General features: G+C 48.5%; 13 protein-coding genes. 2 read left to right on the forward strand and 11 right to left on the reverse strand.

What is annotated here, in order from left to right; translation table 11 throughout:
- Nucleotides 1–75 precede the first annotated feature (75 nt).
- A complete protein-coding gene (locus K6V26_RS10975) occupies nt 76–1,257 on the reverse strand; it encodes a 6-bladed beta-propeller (protein WP_224265342.1) in 1,182 nt (393 codons plus the stop codon).
- Nucleotides 1,258–1,463: 206 nt separating this feature from the next.
- Between K6V26_RS10975 and K6V26_RS10980 the strand changes: the two genes are divergently transcribed.
- Nucleotides 1,464–2,189 (forward strand): SDR family NAD(P)-dependent oxidoreductase, encoded by a 726-nt coding sequence (locus K6V26_RS10980; protein WP_224265343.1) that lies wholly within the window; start codon nt 1,464–1,466, stop codon nt 2,187–2,189.
- A 122-nt stretch (nt 2,190–2,311) separates the two neighbouring features.
- A complete protein-coding gene (locus tag K6V26_RS10985; RefSeq protein ID WP_010802915.1) occupies nt 2,312–3,964 on the forward strand; it encodes an amino acid permease in 1,653 nt (550 codons plus the stop codon).
- Nucleotides 3,965–4,470: 506 nt separating this feature from the next.
- Here the strand turns inward: K6V26_RS10985 and K6V26_RS10990 are convergent.
- From K6V26_RS10990 to K6V26_RS11035, 10 genes are all read right to left on the reverse strand, one after another.
- Entirely contained in the window at nt 4,471–4,854 is a 384-nt protein-coding gene (locus K6V26_RS10990) for a GtrA family protein (RefSeq protein WP_224265344.1), read from the reverse strand.
- A 165-nt stretch (nt 4,855–5,019) separates the two neighbouring features.
- Nucleotides 5,020–5,742, reverse strand: a complete 723-nt coding sequence (locus K6V26_RS10995; RefSeq protein ID WP_007657163.1) for a LytR/AlgR family response regulator transcription factor — start codon at nt 5,740–5,742, stop codon at nt 5,020–5,022.
- Between the two features lie 5 nt (nt 5,743–5,747).
- On the reverse strand, nt 5,748–6,800 hold the full coding sequence (locus K6V26_RS11000) for a sensor histidine kinase (RefSeq protein WP_224265345.1): 1,053 nt from the start codon (nt 6,798–6,800) through the stop codon (nt 5,748–5,750).
- Nucleotides 6,797–7,885 carry a sensor histidine kinase gene (locus K6V26_RS11005; RefSeq protein ID WP_224265346.1) on the reverse strand — a complete coding sequence of 363 codons (1,089 nt, stop codon included), beginning with the start codon at nt 7,883–7,885 and terminating at the stop codon, nt 6,797–6,799. Before K6V26_RS11005 ends, K6V26_RS11000 begins: the two co-directional genes overlap by 4 nt.
- A gap of 43 nt (nt 7,886–7,928) precedes the next feature.
- Complete coding sequence (locus K6V26_RS11010; RefSeq protein ID WP_224265347.1) at nt 7,929–8,834, reverse strand: DUF6268 family outer membrane beta-barrel protein; 906 nt, start codon at nt 8,832–8,834, stop codon at nt 7,929–7,931.
- 105 nt (nt 8,835–8,939) lie between these two features.
- A complete protein-coding gene (locus K6V26_RS11015) occupies nt 8,940–9,710 on the reverse strand; it encodes a LytR/AlgR family response regulator transcription factor (protein ID WP_007657168.1) in 771 nt (256 codons plus the stop codon).
- Nucleotides 9,707–10,744 carry a sensor histidine kinase gene (locus K6V26_RS11020; protein WP_224265348.1) on the reverse strand — a complete coding sequence of 346 codons (1,038 nt, stop codon included), beginning with the start codon at nt 10,742–10,744 and terminating at the stop codon, nt 9,707–9,709. The genes K6V26_RS11015 and K6V26_RS11020 overlap by 4 nt, the downstream gene beginning before the upstream one ends.
- Nucleotides 10,745–10,757: 13 nt before the next feature.
- On the reverse strand, nt 10,758–11,651 hold the full coding sequence (locus K6V26_RS11025) for an efflux RND transporter periplasmic adaptor subunit (RefSeq protein ID WP_224265349.1): 894 nt from the start codon (nt 11,649–11,651) through the stop codon (nt 10,758–10,760).
- Between the two features lie 73 nt (nt 11,652–11,724).
- A complete protein-coding gene (locus K6V26_RS11030) occupies nt 11,725–16,074 on the reverse strand; it encodes a CusA/CzcA family heavy metal efflux RND transporter (protein ID WP_224265350.1) in 4,350 nt (1,449 codons plus the stop codon).
- 268 nt (nt 16,075–16,342) lie between these two features.
- Entirely contained in the window at nt 16,343–16,525 is a 183-nt protein-coding gene (locus K6V26_RS11035; RefSeq protein WP_007657173.1) for a hypothetical protein, read from the reverse strand.
- Between the last annotated feature and the right edge of the window lie 142 nt (nt 16,526–16,667).

Below are 16,667 nucleotides of genomic sequence, written 5' to 3' on the forward strand. Positions count from 1 at the left end.
AAGATTTGTTTCCACAAATATAGTAATTATTGTATAAATGCCAATAAGTAAGCACTATCGGCAGTAATATATTTATTACTTGAATTTAATAATCCTGATTACCGGATTATCGTCTTCGACAAGTGTCTTTGCAATCTTCATTCCATTCCCGGCCAAACGTTTTCCATGATAAGCCTCTATAACCATTGATGCCTGAATCATTTCAGCGACCATATTCCGTGCGATATCAGGCGATGCATCCGGCGACCATCTTCCCTGACTCCAAGCCCTTGTATCATATTCTGTATCTAAAATCGGCGTCTTCTTTATTTCACCGGTCTTAAATTCATACATAAACGTTGGAATCGGTCCGCCTTTCAGTGATTTAAAATCTAATAGAAGCGTACCTATCAACATGAACTTATCAGTTGTTAATAAAGGTATCCATATATTTCGAGGTTCAGGAGCATGAGTCGATGGCTTGCGGGTTAATAAGGGTATTAATCCCTTATCCGGGGATAACCGAAACAATGTGTCGGATGAAATATCCGCAATCATTAGATCCGGACCGTAATGCATATTTTGAGGATAATAAATTCCAAAAGGTCTCCACATATTACCCTCCAATGATTGAGCTATTTTGTTTGTATATCTTTTTTCAAAATGAATGTCTAATACAGAAAGCTGGCTACCATCTTTTTTGGAGACAAGACGGTAAGGGGACTTTTTAGTCTTACTTTCACGACCAGGTTCAATTATTACGCCTTCATAGATAAGTAGAGATTCATCGTCAAAATTGAAAATACTCATTTCATTATCAAATGTATTTATTTTCAATGTTCGTTTGTAGTCTCCCTTCAGAGAATAAACCTGAATGAATTGGGAACACACATAGATTTCTTCCTTCTTCTCATCTAAAATTGTACCGACATTAATCCATGTATATTCCCGCCCGCTCTGTCCTTTGTGATTGAAATGTGAATAGAGCTTTCCTGTTTTACGATCGAAAACAAATATATCACCCAATCGGGATTCATGGATAAGAATATATTTATCGGTAACAGCTGAAAGTACCGATGAACCACCCAACAAAATTTCATCTGTTGTCTCCAAAGGCACATACTCTATTTCCGCCATATCCTGAAGGCGCAACTTCTTCTGAGGATAGTTTTTTGAAAAATCAAATACCGGTAAGTCGCCTGTCTTCGATTGGGAGCTTACGACCTGGCTTCCCATTATTAAAAGGGATACCAGTAAGATGAGATTGTTTATTTTCATGCTATTTTATTTATAGGACAATGAATCTCTTAAGCTATAGCTAACACGGTGGCAAGGTATTAAGAATATATTGAATGAACAAGTAAAGAATAGCCTAAAAAAGAATGTGTGAGCGATAGAATATCAATAAGTAAGAAGCGTAACGTTGAATTAATAAAGTTTTGCTTACATTTGTTCTTCTATTAGTCTTTAAATAAAAAGAAATCGTGAAAAGGATTGTTATCATCGGGGCGACTTCCGGTATCGGTTACGAAGTGGCAAAGATATATCGTCAACTGGGTTGGCGCGTTGGAGTGGCAGGACGTCGGCTGGAACGGCTGGAAGCATTCAGGGAGCAGGCTCCCGAGCAGACAGAGATACAACAGCTCGACGTGACTGAGGTGGAAGCCGTAGACAAGCTCCACCTGCTAATTGATAAACTGGGAGGCATGGACCTGTTCCTGCTCAGTACCGGTGTCGGCAATCAGAACCGGACTTTGAATCCGGACATTGAACTGGCAACCGTCAATACCAATGCAATCGGTTTTACCCGCATGGTCACTGCCGCTTACCATTATTTCAAGGAACAGGGATGCGGGCATCTGGCCGTTATCAGTTCTATCGCCGGGACTAAAGGTTTGGGAGTAGCACCCTCCTATTCCGCCACCAAACGTTTCCAGAATACTTATATCGACGCACTGGCACAGTTAGCCAGGATGGAAAAGTTACCGATAACTTTTACCGATATACGTCCGGGGTTCGTGAAAACGGCTTTGCTAAAAAATGATAACTATCCGCTGCTGATGCGTCCGGAACGGGTAGCACAACGGATTGTACGGGCTTTGAAACGAAAGAAACGGACAGTCATTATCGACTGGCGGTATGTCACACTGGTATTCTTCTGGAAGCTGATTCCCAATTACATCTGGGAACGGTTGTCCATTCACAACTGAATTTGTATATTTTTCCTGTAATCCCTACCTTTGCGGCCGATTATTGAAATACTGTGAGGTTGCATCGAGTCCGCAATGACAAAAGAGGCTTTTGACGCAGCCACACTTAAACAAACAGAAGAATGGGATTATTTATAAAGAAACCGTTAGGCGCTTTACAGGCGGAGGCTAATGAGTCGGGTAGTAAAACGCTGAAACGGGTATTAGGCCCCTGGAGTCTGGTCGCACTGGGTGTAGGGGTTATCATCGGTGCCGGGTTATTCTCTATCACCGGAACCGTTGCTGCCGGATATACCGGTCCAGCCATTACCTTATCATTTGCCATTGCTGCGTTAGGCTGTTGCTTTGCCGGATTATGCTATGCCGAATTTGCATCCATGATACCGGTTGCCGGAAGTGCCTACACCTATTCATATGCCACGATGGGGGAACTGATTGCCTGGATTATCGGCTGGGATTTGGTACTTGAATATACCGTAGCCGCAACGACGGTCAGTATCAGTTGGAGCCGGTATCTGGTCGTATTCCTCGAAGGGGTGGGTATCCATCTGCCACATACGTTGACGGCATGTCCCTGGGACGGAGGGATAGTCAATATACCTGCTTTTCTTATTGTCGTACTGATGAGTATTTTCCTGATACGGGGGACGGAAGGGAGTTCGATTTTCAACGGGATAATTGTCTTCCTCAAGGTTTCGGTCGTATTGGTATTTGTCGCTTTGGGATGGAAATATATCAATACGGAGAATTATGTTCCTTATATTCCGGCGAATACCGGGACGTTAGGTGAATACGGTTTCTCCGGTGTGCTTCGCGGGGCAGCAATCGTTTTCTTCGCTTTCCTCGGATTCGATGCCGTATCGACTGCTGCACAGGAAGCTAAAAACCCGAAACGGGATATGCCGATCGGGATTCTTGTTTCCCTGCTGGTTTGTACTATCCTTTATATGCTTTTCGCCCATGTGATGACCGGAGTGGCACATTACAGCCAGTTCAACGGGCAGGAAGGGATTGCGCCTGTTGCCGTAGCTATTTCACATATGGGACATGCGGATGCCGCCGGGGTCATCCAACCGGATTATCCCTGGCTGAATAAGGCAATCGTACTGGCTATCCTGTTTGGTTACTGTTCGGTAATTATGGTTACGTTGCTCGGACAAAGCCGCGTATTCCTGAGCATGAGCCGCGACGGGTTATTGCCTCCATTCTTTTCGCATATCAATGAAAAATTCCGCACTCCGGCACGCAGTAACCTGCTTTTCATGTTGTTGGTCGGATTGCTGGCGGCCTTCGTACCTGCCCGGGTGGCCGGGGAGATGACGAGTATAGGGACTTTGTTTGCCTTTACACTGGTTTGTGCAGGCGTATTGGTGGTAAGAAAAACGATGCCGGACGTGCAACGTGCTTTTAAAACGCCGTTCGTTCCGCTTGTACCGGTTCTCGGAATCGTGACTTGTCTCTGCATGATGCTTTTCCTTCCGGCCGACACATGGATTCGCCTGGTACTCTGGATGCTTATCGGATTGGATATTTATGCCTGTTACGGCATCAAACATAGTAAACTGGAATATATGCAACAACATCGCAAAGGACAGCTTTCGCTGAACATGATAGGTATCACCCTCTCCGTCCTCTGCGTTATCACCGGGTTGTGGCACCAGCAGACAGTGGGTTGGGATGAAAGCAAGGTTTTGCTAATCATCTCCTTTGTATTCGCATTCACACACCTGCCCTTCTATATGATACGGATTTGGAAGAATACGACGCAAGCTTAATGCCAATATGGTCATGAGGATGGACAGGTTCAATTATTATCAGGAGTCATAGCATTTGTTTCTATATGGCACACAGATGACGCAGATTGGACCATATAGAAACTTTTTACACTCTGTATCTTTTCAAATTATTGCTTTCAGCTTTCAGTTGCCGGGAGAGAATATTTTTCAATATATACGGCTGAAGGGATAGAATTGTAAAAAAATGTATACGGAAATTCCGGATAAAGTAACTTCCGGCAAAACATAGGACTTTTGTCTTCAAAGCATATATGTTTTGTCATCAAAAGTCCTGACTTAACATTTCAAAACACCTATGCTTTTTGGAGCGGATAACTACCCGCAGACAAACAAATAACTATCGGTTGGCAAACGGGTGCCTATCTGTCGGAATCAAAATCCGGAATGTGGCACCCTTCAGTTGGATTCCTTATTTTTCAAGGATTATATATTCCTGAAGCCTGAAGGATAAAGTTTGAATAGTGTCACTACCGGATAAGAAATCATTATTTTCTGGTAAAAGTCAGCCGTTTATTCATCGTGAAATTGACGGCGCCATATACGAATAACCCCAGGAACTGCGCCAGGTATTCATTCATATCACCTATCTCCACCATCAACAGCAGGGAGAGAAACTGTAAGCCGTAAGCACAACCGAAAGCGACAAGGAAAAGAGGCACCTCACGTTCAAACTTTCCACTCCGGGAGGAGAATATCCAGTATTTGCTCCAAAAAAAGTTATTAACCAACGCAGCAACATAACCGGCAATGTTCGACCAAAGGTAATTACATCCGACACCCTTCATCAACACCCAAATAACCAGGGCGGTAATAAGAGCATTCAGGGTCCCCACTATGATAAAACGGAATATCCGTACTGATTCTTTCATATCAATCTCCCACAAACTTATCCTGCCTAATCCTTCGACTCGCGTTCCCTGGCTGTGTATAATCCATAACTCTTAATGGAAAAGGCAGCGGCTATTTTAGGCATCTTTTGTTCACTTTATTTATTTTTCAACGACAAATATACGGGATTTTCAAAAGAACAGTACTCAATCCGACAGATTATTCTTCATAAAAAACTTCTCAAAGAACGCATCCCGGTAACTATTCCCTATCGATATTTCATACTTTCCAATAAATACATCATTGTTGTCAAACGAGGCTATATAATTGGAGTTCACGATATAAGACTTGTTCGTTCGCAGAAAAACATCTTTCGGAAGCATCTCATGGATCGACTTCAGATTCATCTTCGTCACAATCCGCTGTTCGGGAGTCTGTATCACGACATAATCCTTCAGTCCCTCGATGAAAAGGATATTTTCCAGCTGTATCCTGAAATAACGCCGTTCCGCTTTCACAAAGATATGACTGGCGGAAACAGACTCCACCTGATTCTTGCTGTTGTCGGTTTTCAGCAGGGAATGATAAGTATGTGCTTTCTGTACCGCCCGTTTGAAACGTTCGATTTCAATCGGTTTCACCAGATAATCTATCGCATCCACCTCATAGCTGTCGAGGGCATACTCCGCATAGGCCGTCACAAAGATGACAAGCGTATCCGACGGAATCATCCGGGCAAACTCCAGTCCGTTCACCCCCGGCATCTTGATATCCAGAAACACCAGGTCCACCGGACTCGCCTGCATAAACTTACCGGCAGACACGGCATCGCCGAAACTTCCACACAAAGACAACACCGGCGTATCCTGTATCAACAACTGGATTGCCTTACGACCTAGCGGTTCATCATCTACAATGATACAATTCATACTAATCAGTTTTTAAGTTTTAAACGAAGATTGACCGTATATGTTATATCCGTCTCATTTATTTGCAAAGAACAATCCGTATCATACAGAAGTTGCAGGCGGCGGCTGATATTGGCAAGACCTATCCCTCCGTCGACAGGCTTCTCTTTCTGTTCGGCCGGCTTCGAATTGATACAGATAAAGATAAGCTGCTCCTCTTTCGTTTTGAAATAGAGGTGCACATACGACAGTTTCCTGTTATCGTTATTATGTTTCACAGCATTCTCCACAAAAGGGATGAACAATAAAGGTGGAACGGTTATATGCGCTGTTTCCCCTTCCGTAGAGATGATGAAATCGAAATTATCACGCCGTATCTTCTCCATATTGAGATAATCGGTCAGGAAACGGATATCGTCCGCCAGATAGACCGTTTCGGAAGTACTGTCTTTCAGTTGATACTTCAACAGGTCTTTCAACTTGGACAGGACATGCACCGCCTCCACCGGATTTTCCTTTATCAGCACATTCGCGTTATTCAGCATATTGAACAGGAAATGCGGGTTTATCTGATTCTTCAACTGTTCCAGTTCCGACTGCATCGTCGCATTCTCCAGTTCGTCGATACGCTGGCCGTATTTCACGTAATCCTGGAAAACAATCACCGCCGACGCGCCCGCAATAATCAAACTCACCTGGATGACGGAAGAGATGAAAAAGAAAGCCGACAGCCAAAACTGATACAATTCATACTCCCTTTCTATATCTTCCTGCCGCAGTAAATAAGAAAACAAAATAGCTAAAGCGATAACCAGGAACACGAAGAAGACATATTTCCCCAGCTTATTCTTCAACAATAAACGCGGAGTCAATATAAATACGCTCAAATAAATAGGTATAAGCAGTATCAAACTCTGTACTATACAATTTCTTGTTAAATACTCCTTTCCCTCTATCACATCCAGATAAATATTCACGGATATGATCAGCATACTGAGAGAGAACAGCAGGAAATGCCTGAAAACCCTGTAACGGGAATCAACCAGCAGACGCAACATAAAACCGGATGCATTTATCATAACCTGATACATAAATTCGTTTTACAAAGAGCCCCATCATCCACCGTCTCCAACTTATAAGCGTCTTTGAACAGCAAATCGAGGCGATGCTTCACATCTTCCAGGTCTTCGTTATGCTCTTTCTGCCCGTCCGGCAGTCCCGGAGCAAAACAAATACAAGAAAAAAACAACTCCCGCTCCCCTGCCCGGAAACAGAAATAAATATCCATCCGGGACTCTTCCGACGACAACTGCTTTATATAATGAATGGCAAAAGGAATAAACAATAAAGGTGGCACCAGTTTACGGCTGACCTCCCCCTCCTTCGTCACGGTAAAGCTCAGGTTCGCATACTTCATCTTCGCCAGTTCAAGAAAACGCTCGATAAACGATATCTCGGAAATCAGCAGTACCTTCTCCCGCTTCCCGTCGTACAACTGGTAACGGAGCAGCCTGCTCAACTCCATCAACACCTTCGATGCCTGTTCGGGGTTATCGAAGGTCTGCCTGCCCGCCTCATCGAGCATATTAAAAAGGAACTCCGGGTTTATCTGGTCTTTCAGAGATTCCAGTTCAGTTTTCAGGCTCACCTTCTCCAGTTCGTTCTTCCGCTGGTAGAATCCCATCCAATGGCGAAGCAGGATAGTAATGGAAGTGCCGGCAATCAGTAGCCCGTACAGGAAAAAGTTACTTACAATCTCGACAGCCATTATCCGGTTCTTATAGAAAAAGGAATAATACCCCGGCTCCTGCCCGGAATACCGGTTCAGCCAGTAATCGCTCCCGAAAGAGACTACAATCATAACCAGAATAAGCAGGGACACGATAATGATATACAACACATACCGGTTTTTCAGCAGCAATCCGGGTAACAGGACATACATGTGCAGATAAATTCCTCCGAGATAAAACGCCAGCAACAGCCCGCTGACATACCCAATCACACCGCCCACCTCATCCAGAAAGCCGGCGCAGGTCAGATAAGGCATATTGAACGCCACAAAAGTAAAGAACAGTACCAGCAGCAAATGCCTCCCGAACCTGTACTTCGGAGCTATCAGGAAATCAATCAAAAAGCTGTTATAGGTTCCTTCCGACTTCGGCATAATAGGAGTTTTTATATTTCACGCAAAGATATACATATCCCCCTCAAAAGCCATATTTGATGGCTATACTCGTATAAAAAGCAGGTGAGAAATGCGGGTCATATTCCCTGTCCATCGACTTGAACATCGCTTTCAGCGTGCGGTCGTCATAAAAGGCCGCCCGGTAAGCGGACAAGCCAACCGTTATCGGAACGGACAGCGACTTCGTGATAGTCAGTTCCGGTTGCAACCCGGTCGTAATATACTGCTGGGTGAATATCTTATCCTTGCCGTCGTGCTCCACGAAAGCAAGCATGCCGTTCATCGAACCGACCAGCTTCAGCCGAAGCAATTTATGCAACTGCATCCCGCCCGATATCTCCACTCCGTCCATCATCGAGACATTCACCATATAACGCCCCTCTAGCCGCCAGTCCACAAAAAGAGCCGGAAAAACCATCGGATAACCGAAACTGGTATTCAGCGCAACCCCCATCCCCAAATCCAGATTATCGCGCAGATGCCAGATAGCCGCCACCATCCCCACCCCCATCACATGGTCCCAACGGGCATAGGCAAGGCTACCGGTATTCATAAAAAGCCCCACCCCGGCACTTGCCAGAAGCGACCACCTCTTATTCAACGGACGGATATACGAAACAGCCAGCTGCGCATTGAAGATTTGCGACTCCATATACTCCGACAAGTCCTTGTTATCCATCGAAGCATAGGAAGCGCCCAGACCGACCATCCAGGCCGTCGGGTGGTTGTTTTCATCCATTTTCATGGATACGGGAATGTTCACCCCTCCCTGAATCACCTTCATATCCCCTTTGCCGCCCACCTTTTTATTATCGGCATCCCGGAATCCGGACGAACCGATATATTCAGTCTTCAGCCAGACCTGTGCGCTTGTTTCCCGGCATATAAAAACTCCCGCCAACATCAACCACAACCATACTGTTTTCATATCATGCTTCTTTTTATTATTGAACTCGAAGCAAAACTAGACAAACAACCGATGCCCGGATATTTTAGTAGACGAAGCGGCAGTAATAATAGACCAAACGGGGTTTCAGGTATATTTCCCGGTAAACCAATCCTTGAACTCCCCGACACGCGCCTTGCTTACCAGGATTTTCTCCTGCACAGGGACTTTCAGGTTCACAGACAGGCGTCCGTTAAACCAGAGGTCGATGTCGGATACGGCTTTCCGGGAGATAAGATACTGGCGGTTCACACGGAAGAAAATATCCGGGTTCAGACAGTCGGACAACTCATCGAGCGTCTGCGTAAAAGTATATTCCCGCCCATCGGTAACGACCGCCTTCACAAGCCCGTCATTGATATAGAAGAACAGAATCATATCAACCGACAGCGGAAGCAACTTGTCCCCCTTTACCGGAACCAGGAAATGCGTCTTGTAGCTTTCCTGCCGTTTCAGCACATGAATCAGGCGGCTGTAATCAAATTCCTTTGAAGGTGCCTCCGAACGCAGTTGTTCCAGTTTGCCAATCGCCTTCCGTATGTCGCTCCCGCCAATCGGCTTGAGCAGATAATCGATGCTGTTCACTTTGAAGGCACGCAGGGCATACTCATCGTAGGCCGTCGTGAAAATGATCGGGCAGGAGATATCCACATGTTCGAAAATCTCGAAGGCGGAACCGTCCGCCAGATGAATATCGAGGAATATCAGGTCGGGCATCGCATTGGCACGGAACCAGTCGATACTTTCTGCAATACTATCCAACACGGCCACAACCCCGATATGCGGGGCCGCCTCCGAAAGCAGAGCCGTCAGATTGCGGACGGCCGCTTTTTCATCTTCAATGATAAGTGCATTCATATCAATGGAATAGTTACGATAAATGTATTGTTCTCTTCGCGCACCTCGATTTCTTCCTTGAAGAGCAGGTTGTAACGTTTCGCCAGGTTTGCCAGGCCGATTTGTAAGCCTCCGCTGGCTGTGAGCTTACGCTGGACGGGATTGCTGACCGTCAGCCGGTTTCCTTCGGTAAAAACCCGGATGACCAACGGATGGCGATTGCTAATTTCATTATGCTTGACAGCGTTTTCAACCAGCAGCTGGACGGACATAGGGGGAAGCTGGCGCGCCCCGACGGCTTCGTCTATCCGAATATCAAACTCCAGGTTATCTTCATAACGCATCTTCAACAAAAAGATATAGGCGGTGACAAACTCCATCTCCTCCCGCAAGGTGACGCTTTGGGATTCATTCTCCTGCAAGGTGTAACGAAGCACCCGCGACAGTTCCTGCAAATAATCCTGTGCCTTATCAGGCGTTTCGCGGATTAGAGAACGCAGGGTATTCAGCGAGTTGAACAGCATATGCGGGTTTAGTTGGTTCTTCAGGGCCTCGTACTGGTTCACTAGGTTTTCCGTGCGTAGCTGCTGGTTCTCGACCAACACCTGCTGGCTTTTGCGAAGCAGGTGAATCATATAACAACTGCCCGTCACGATACAGGTAATGATAAAATCGCGCAACGGATGCAGGTAATGGTGCACCATCGCATCAATCGCCGGAATGTCGAAATGATGATGAAGGAAGACGAAAACCTTCCCCAACAGATTGCTCATCAACCAGGTCAGGACGAAAGACAGCACCATCTTTCCCCACGTGATGCGCGCCGCCGGACGGTTGAACCGGAAGAAGAATGTATTCAGGGCAAAGAGAATCAGCAGCGAAATAAAAGTAAAAAACACTTCATTGGCAACATCGGCCATCCGCATTCCCGGGAAAAGATTGTTCTCCCCGGAATGGTCGAACAGGGATATCAGTTCCGGGAAATGGGTCAGGAACGCCACCACCACAGAAATGACGACGACTGCCAATACATATTTATCTATATTTACTTTCATACCGCAAATATACTTATTTCTTTTCTACACGCGCCGTCACATACATGCCGGGACGAAAACGTTCGTGGTTTCCTTTCACCCGTGCATAGATTTCGAGGGAGCGGTTTACGGCATCGACCTCCTGACCGACAGACAGCAGTGTGGCATCGAACGTCTGCTTTCCCATGCCGTTCACGCGGAACTGGATGCGGCTGCCCGGTGCAAGATCGTCGAGGTCTTTCTCGTAAGCGGTCAGGCAAAGGAGGGTTTCGCCTTTGTCGATTACTTCGCAGACAGGTTCGCCGGCATTGATATATTTACCCAGGTTCAAGATCATTCCGGTCACGTAGCCGTTCAGCGGGGATTTTACCTCCAGGTAAGGACGGATACCGTCTTTGAGCAGGTCGCCGGGCGTAACTCCGAGTATCGTGAGTTGTGCGGCGGCAGCTTCCAGGCGGCTTTTCATCGAAAGGTAATCGGCCTTGCTCTGCTGGAAACGTTTCTGGGAGGCAGCTTCCTGCGAACTCAGACGCTCCTGGCGGTGGTATTCGGCTTCGAGATATTCCGTTTGGGCATGAGCCTCCAGATAACTTTGCTGCAACAGGATGAAATCGGGGTTTTCGAGGGTGGCGAGGACGGCACCTTTCTTTACATAATCGCCCGGAAGCAGGGGCGTTGAATGGACGGTCCCTCCCATCGTCAAGGTGACAGTGGCATGGCGTTGGGGAGGCACAATCATGGTTCCGTTGAAGGAAGAATGATTCGGCATGGCGGTCGCCGAAGTGACGGCGTCGGCACGGATGGTATCGGCGGCAACCACTACCGGTTCGACAGGAGGTGCAACCGGTTCCGGGGTCTGTTCTTTTTCAGTTGTCGTATTGCAGGCGGCTAATAAAAGGACTGCAATGGGAAATAATATTCGTTTCATCAGATGTTTATTTTTAATATATTCTATTTTCTTAAAATATGGCTTCCGGAGGTTCCGACAGCTTGTCTTTTTCTTACCGAGTATACAATTCCAATTCCAGTGCAGAGACATTGTAATTATAGACCGCTTCAATATATCCCCTCCTTATCTCGCGGGCACTGTTCAGGCTCTGGACGAACTGCATAATATCCGTTTCGCTCTCCTTGAATTGTATCTGCGCACTCTTCAGCAGGGCATCCGCTTCCGGGAGCGCACCGGTCGTATAATAACGGATATTTTCTCCCTGTTGGCGAAGCATGGCTTGCAACTCATCGACCTTGTTGTTCAGCTGGCGGGCACTCGCTTCCGCTTCCGTCCGGGCAATACCGGCATCTATCCTCGCCTGCTTCGAACGGCTTTGCTGCGGAAAGAACAGGAGCGGGAAGGAAACACCGACCATCCACGAATTCAACCCGTTCAGCGGTGAAATCTTCTGGCGGATATAACCGACCGAAAGTTCCGGGAAGAAACGGCTGCGCTCCACATTCAACAGTGCCTTCTTCTCGTCTGCCAGGCTCCGGAAATAATTCTGATGCGCTTCCGACGGCGCCGCCTCTCCGGTCACACCCGGAAGCAACGCCAGCGTACTGTCGGCCGGAACGACCGGACTGTCGGCATAACACGCCCAGGTGAAACGGCGGACTGCCAGTTGAAGCTCTTCTTCCGCCTGCATCAGCCGGGTACGCAGGTCGGCTGCCAGCGTCGTTGCCATATTGCGTTCCAGCAAAGTGATATCGCCCTGCTCGTAACGGAGTTTTCCCGCCTCCTGCAAACGGACTGCCAGCTCGCTCTCTTCGCGGTAAAGGGAACAAAGGTTTGCCGCATACTGATAATAAGCCCAGGCACGTTTCACCTCCGCCGTTATCTCTTTGCGTACCATGTCGCGATAATATTCGCCCGTCGCCACCTGCTTGCTGACCAGGGCGTTTTTATAGAAAGGAGTCAAAAGGTTGCCCAGCGACTGGGTGACTTCCAGCTGGTTGTCACTGCGTGTCTCGCCATTGATTTGCCCCCAGGAATAGGAGAAGGAAGTCGCTCCCGGGTCCCAGGCCTCTCCCCTAGCAGCCCGCGAGCGGTCTATCGCCGCCGAGGCCGTCTTCAAACGGGGATGGTTCTTCATGGCAAGGGCAAGGGCCTCGTCCAGCGTAACGGTTGCCGGGATTGCGTCGGGAACCGCTACCCCCTCCGCCCATGCCGCCGGCGACAGGACAGCCAGCAGCAGAACCAGGGTGGTAACCTTCGTCCCCCTCCTTTTCCTGAACTTCTTCCACATCAGCGGGAACGAATTAACCATCCGGTAGAAGACCGGAATAATCAGCAGAGTAAGGACGGTCGAAACAATCAACCCGCCAATCACGACAGTCGCCAGCGGACGTTGCACCTCCGCTCCTGCCGACCTGGCAATCGCCATCGGGACGAATCCCAGCGAAGCCACCAGCCCCGTCAGGAATACCGGACGCAACAAATGCGGGCATCCCCGGGCAATAATCCGGTTCGTACTCATAGTATATCTGTTTCTTTTACGTAAGTCATTGAAATGATTAATCATCAGGATACCATTCAGCACCGCCACCCCGAACAAGGCAATAAAGCCGACCCCGGCAGAAATACTGAAAGGCAACCCACGCAGCCAAAGCGCCACAATCCCCCCTATCAACGACAAGGGCACGGTCGAAAAGACCACCAGCGTATAAGTCACGCTCTTGAAAGCGAAGAACAGCAGCAGCAAAATCAACGCCAGCGCAACAGGAATCACGACCAGCAAGGTATTGATGGCATTTTGCAGGTTCTCGAACTGCCCGCCGTATTCGAAATAATAGCCGGGCTTCAGCTTGATATTCTTCTCCAGCGTGTCCTGTATCTGCGAAACGACCTGCTGGATATCGGCATCGCGCACATTCACCCCAATCACGATACGGCGTTTGGTCGCATCCCGGTTTATCTGCAAAGGACCGTTCACCAGCTCGATACTCGCCACCTCGCTGACAGGTATCTGGATACCCTCCGCCGTGCGGACAAACAACTTGTCGAGGTTAAGGTCCGACACTTTATCGTTATCCAGCCGCAACACAAGGTCGAAGCGCCGTTCGTTCTCAAAAATCACGCCAGCCGCCTCCCCGGCATAGGCCGTGCGGATAATCGTATTCAGTTCCTCTATATTCATACCGTAACGGGCAATCTTGCCGCGATTGTACCTGACCACCAGTTGCGGAAGTCCCATCGCCTGCTCCACAATCACGTCGGCGGCACCGGGCACCTGCTCCACATAGGTTGCCGCCTCTTTCGCCCGGGTGTAGAGTTCCTCCATGTCTTCGCCATACAGCTTGATGGCGATGTCCGCCTTGGCACCCGTCATCAACTCGTTGAACCGGAGTTGTATCGGCTGGCTGAAATTGAACTCCGCCCCCTCGACCGTCTCCAGTGCCTTCTTCATCTTCTCCACCATCTCGGCACGGCTGGAGGCCGACGTCCATTCCTTGAACGGCTTCATGATAATCATCACGTCGGCATCCTCCACCGCCATCGGGTCGGTAGGCACCTCCGCCGTCCCTATCTTGGCAACGACATGTTTGATTTCGGGGAACTGCTTCATCAGCGTCTTCTGCGCCCGACTGGAAAGTTCGATACTCTGCGTCAGCGAACTTCCGGCGGGAAGCGTCATCTGCATCGCAAAGTCGCCTTCATCGAGCGTCGGGATAAACTCCGCGCCCAACCGGATAAACAGCAGCAACGAAGCCGCCAGCAACGCAAAAGCGGAACCGACCGTCGCCCAGGCATGATGCAGGCAGAAACGCAGGCCGCGTTTATAAAACACATTCAGCTTATCGAAGAAACGGTCGGCAAAGGTCGGCTTTGCAGAGATGGTCCGTTTCAGGAAGAGCGAAGCCATCATCGGCACATAGGTAAGCGAGAGAATCAGCGCACCGATAATACAGAAGACCAGCGTCTTCGCCATCGGCGTAAAATATTTGCCTTCAATCCCCGTCAGCGTCAGGATGGGAAAGAACACAATCAGGATAATCAGGACGGCAAAGGTCGCACTGCGCACCACGCCGCTCGCCCCGGCTTCCACTTCCCGGTCCAGTTCAGCCTGCGTGAGCGTCCTCCCGGCAAGCCGTTTCGTATAGATATGCGCCAGTATCCCTTCAAGGATAACAATCGAGCCGTCCACCACGATACCGAAGTCGATCGCCCCCAGGCTCATCAGGTTGGCCGACACGCCGAAGACACGCATCAGGATGAAACCGAACAGCATCGCCAACGGAATAACCGAAGCGACAATCAACCCGGCACGTACATTCCCCAGAAAGACGATCAACACCAGGAAGACTATCAGTGCCCCTTCAATCAGGTTGCGCACCACGGTCGAGATATTCCGGTTCACCAGCTCTGAACGGTTCAGGTAAGGTTCGACACTGACGCCTTCGGGAAGCATTTTCTGCACTTTCTCCACGCGGGCTTCCAGCTCCTTCGTCACCACATTGGCGTTCGCCCCTTTCAGCATCATGGCAATGCCGCCCACACATTCGCCTTCGCCGTCTTTGGTCATCGCACCGAAACGTTTCGGCGCACCGAAGCGCACCGTGCCGACGTCGCTGATATGTATAGGGATGCCTCCGCGGTTCGTAATCACGATGCGTTCGATGTCTTTCGCATCGCTTATCATACCTTCCGAACGGATATAGTAAGCACGGTTCACCTTCTCGATATAACTTCCGCCGGTATTCTGGTTGTTGCTGCTCAGGGCGGAATAGACGTCGCCGATGGTAATGTTCAGCGAATAGAGGGCATCCGGGTCGACCGCCACCTCGTATTGTTTCAGGTAGCCGCCGAAACTGTTAATCTCCACAATCCCCGGAATACCCGAAAGCTGCCGCTTCACAATCCAGTCCTGAATCGTGCGTAGCTCCATGGCATCGTAGCGGTCCTCATAGCCGGGGGCGACCTTCAGCACATACTGGTAGATTTCGCCCAGCCCGGTCGTTATCGGCATCAGTTCCGGCATGCCCAGTTCGGCGGGAATCTCTCCGGCAACGGTTTGTATCTGTTCATTGATCAGCTGCCGCGCATCCAGTGTCGGGACACTCTCCTTGAACACCACCGTCACGAGCGACAACCCGAAACGCGACACGGAGCGTATCTCTTCCACATTCATAATATTACTCATGGCAATCTCTATCGGGAAAGTAATCAACTGCTCCACCTCCTGCGGGGCAAGCGTCGGCGAGACGGTCACAATCTGCACCTGGTTGTTCGTAATATCGGGGACAGCGTCGATAGGCAACGTCAGCATGGCATAAATCCCTCCGATTAGCAGGAACAGGGTCGTCAATCCGACGAACAGCTTTTTGTGAATCGAAAAATGTACTATGGCTTTAAACATCACTTTGTAATTTAAAATAACATTACAAAGCTAGCGGCTGCAAAAGAAGTAACCTATAAGAAAAGAATGAAGCTGACAGAATGGGAAGTGAAATGTACGAATCAGCTTTTAAACGGAAAAGAGAGAAAGGGCGTAAAGAACAAAATCCGGGAAAAGTCAGAGCCGCACATCTTCGTGTAAAGGGTCATACATGCGTTGTAAAAGGGGGTACATGTGTCTGGTCTGAAGACTGACAGGCTCCTGTGCGCGACTTTTCCCGGAATTTTTTTTAGGGGACATCATTCTTTTCATTGAAGTCGTCTGCCTCCTGGTTTCCGCCTTCAATGGTTTCCGTGACGTCTTTCACGTCGCCCGATGTATAGCTATCAGACAGGACAGAGGCATCCGAAGCCATCGCCTCGTCGGTCAGTTCGGCACTCTCGTCCCACAATGTTCGCATTATCTTTGTCATAACCTTTGATTTTATTTGTTAGTACATTATTCTAACAAGACTGCCGCGCAAAAGGTTGAAAAAGGAAAGCAATTTCTGAGAAATAAACGGCTTATTTATCACAGGTCCCTTTGTAACCGGTGGAATCAGAGCGACATAGTTC

The sequence above is a fragment of the Parabacteroides goldsteinii genome (assembly GCF_020091425.1).
Taxonomy (GTDB): domain Bacteria; phylum Bacteroidota; class Bacteroidia; order Bacteroidales; family Tannerellaceae; genus Parabacteroides; species Parabacteroides goldsteinii.

Coding starts and splice junctions, on each gene's coding strand:
- K6V26_RS11035 (WP_007657173.1), bottom strand. CDS start 16,525: ATGACAAAGATAATGCGAACATTGTGGGACGAGAGTGCCGAACTGACC.
- K6V26_RS10975 (WP_224265342.1), bottom strand. CDS start 1,257: ATGAAAATAAACAATCTCATCTTACTGGTATCCCTTTTAATAATGGGA.
- K6V26_RS11015 (WP_007657168.1), bottom strand. CDS start 9,710: ATGAATGCACTTATCATTGAAGATGAAAAAGCGGCCGTCCGCAATCTG.
- K6V26_RS11005 (WP_224265346.1), bottom strand. CDS start 7,885: ATGCCGAAGTCGGAAGGAACCTATAACAGCTTTTTGATTGATTTCCTG.
- K6V26_RS11000 (WP_224265345.1), bottom strand. CDS start 6,800: ATGATAAATGCATCCGGTTTTATGTTGCGTCTGCTGGTTGATTCCCGT.
- K6V26_RS10995 (WP_007657163.1), bottom strand. CDS start 5,742: ATGAATTGTATCATTGTAGATGATGAACCGCTAGGTCGTAAGGCAATC.
- K6V26_RS11020 (WP_224265348.1), bottom strand. CDS start 10,744: ATGAAAGTAAATATAGATAAATATGTATTGGCAGTCGTCGTCATTTCT.
- K6V26_RS11030 (WP_224265350.1), bottom strand. CDS start 16,074: ATGTTTAAAGCCATAGTACATTTTTCGATTCACAAAAAGCTGTTCGTC.
- K6V26_RS11025 (WP_224265349.1), bottom strand. CDS start 11,651: ATGAAACGAATATTATTTCCCATTGCAGTCCTTTTATTAGCCGCCTGC.
- K6V26_RS11010 (WP_224265347.1), bottom strand. CDS start 8,834: ATGAAAACAGTATGGTTGTGGTTGATGTTGGCGGGAGTTTTTATATGC.
- K6V26_RS10985 (WP_010802915.1), top strand. CDS start 2,312: ATGGGATTATTTATAAAGAAACCGTTAGGCGCTTTACAGGCGGAGGCT.
- K6V26_RS10990 (WP_224265344.1), bottom strand. CDS start 4,854: ATGAAAGAATCAGTACGGATATTCCGTTTTATCATAGTGGGGACCCTG.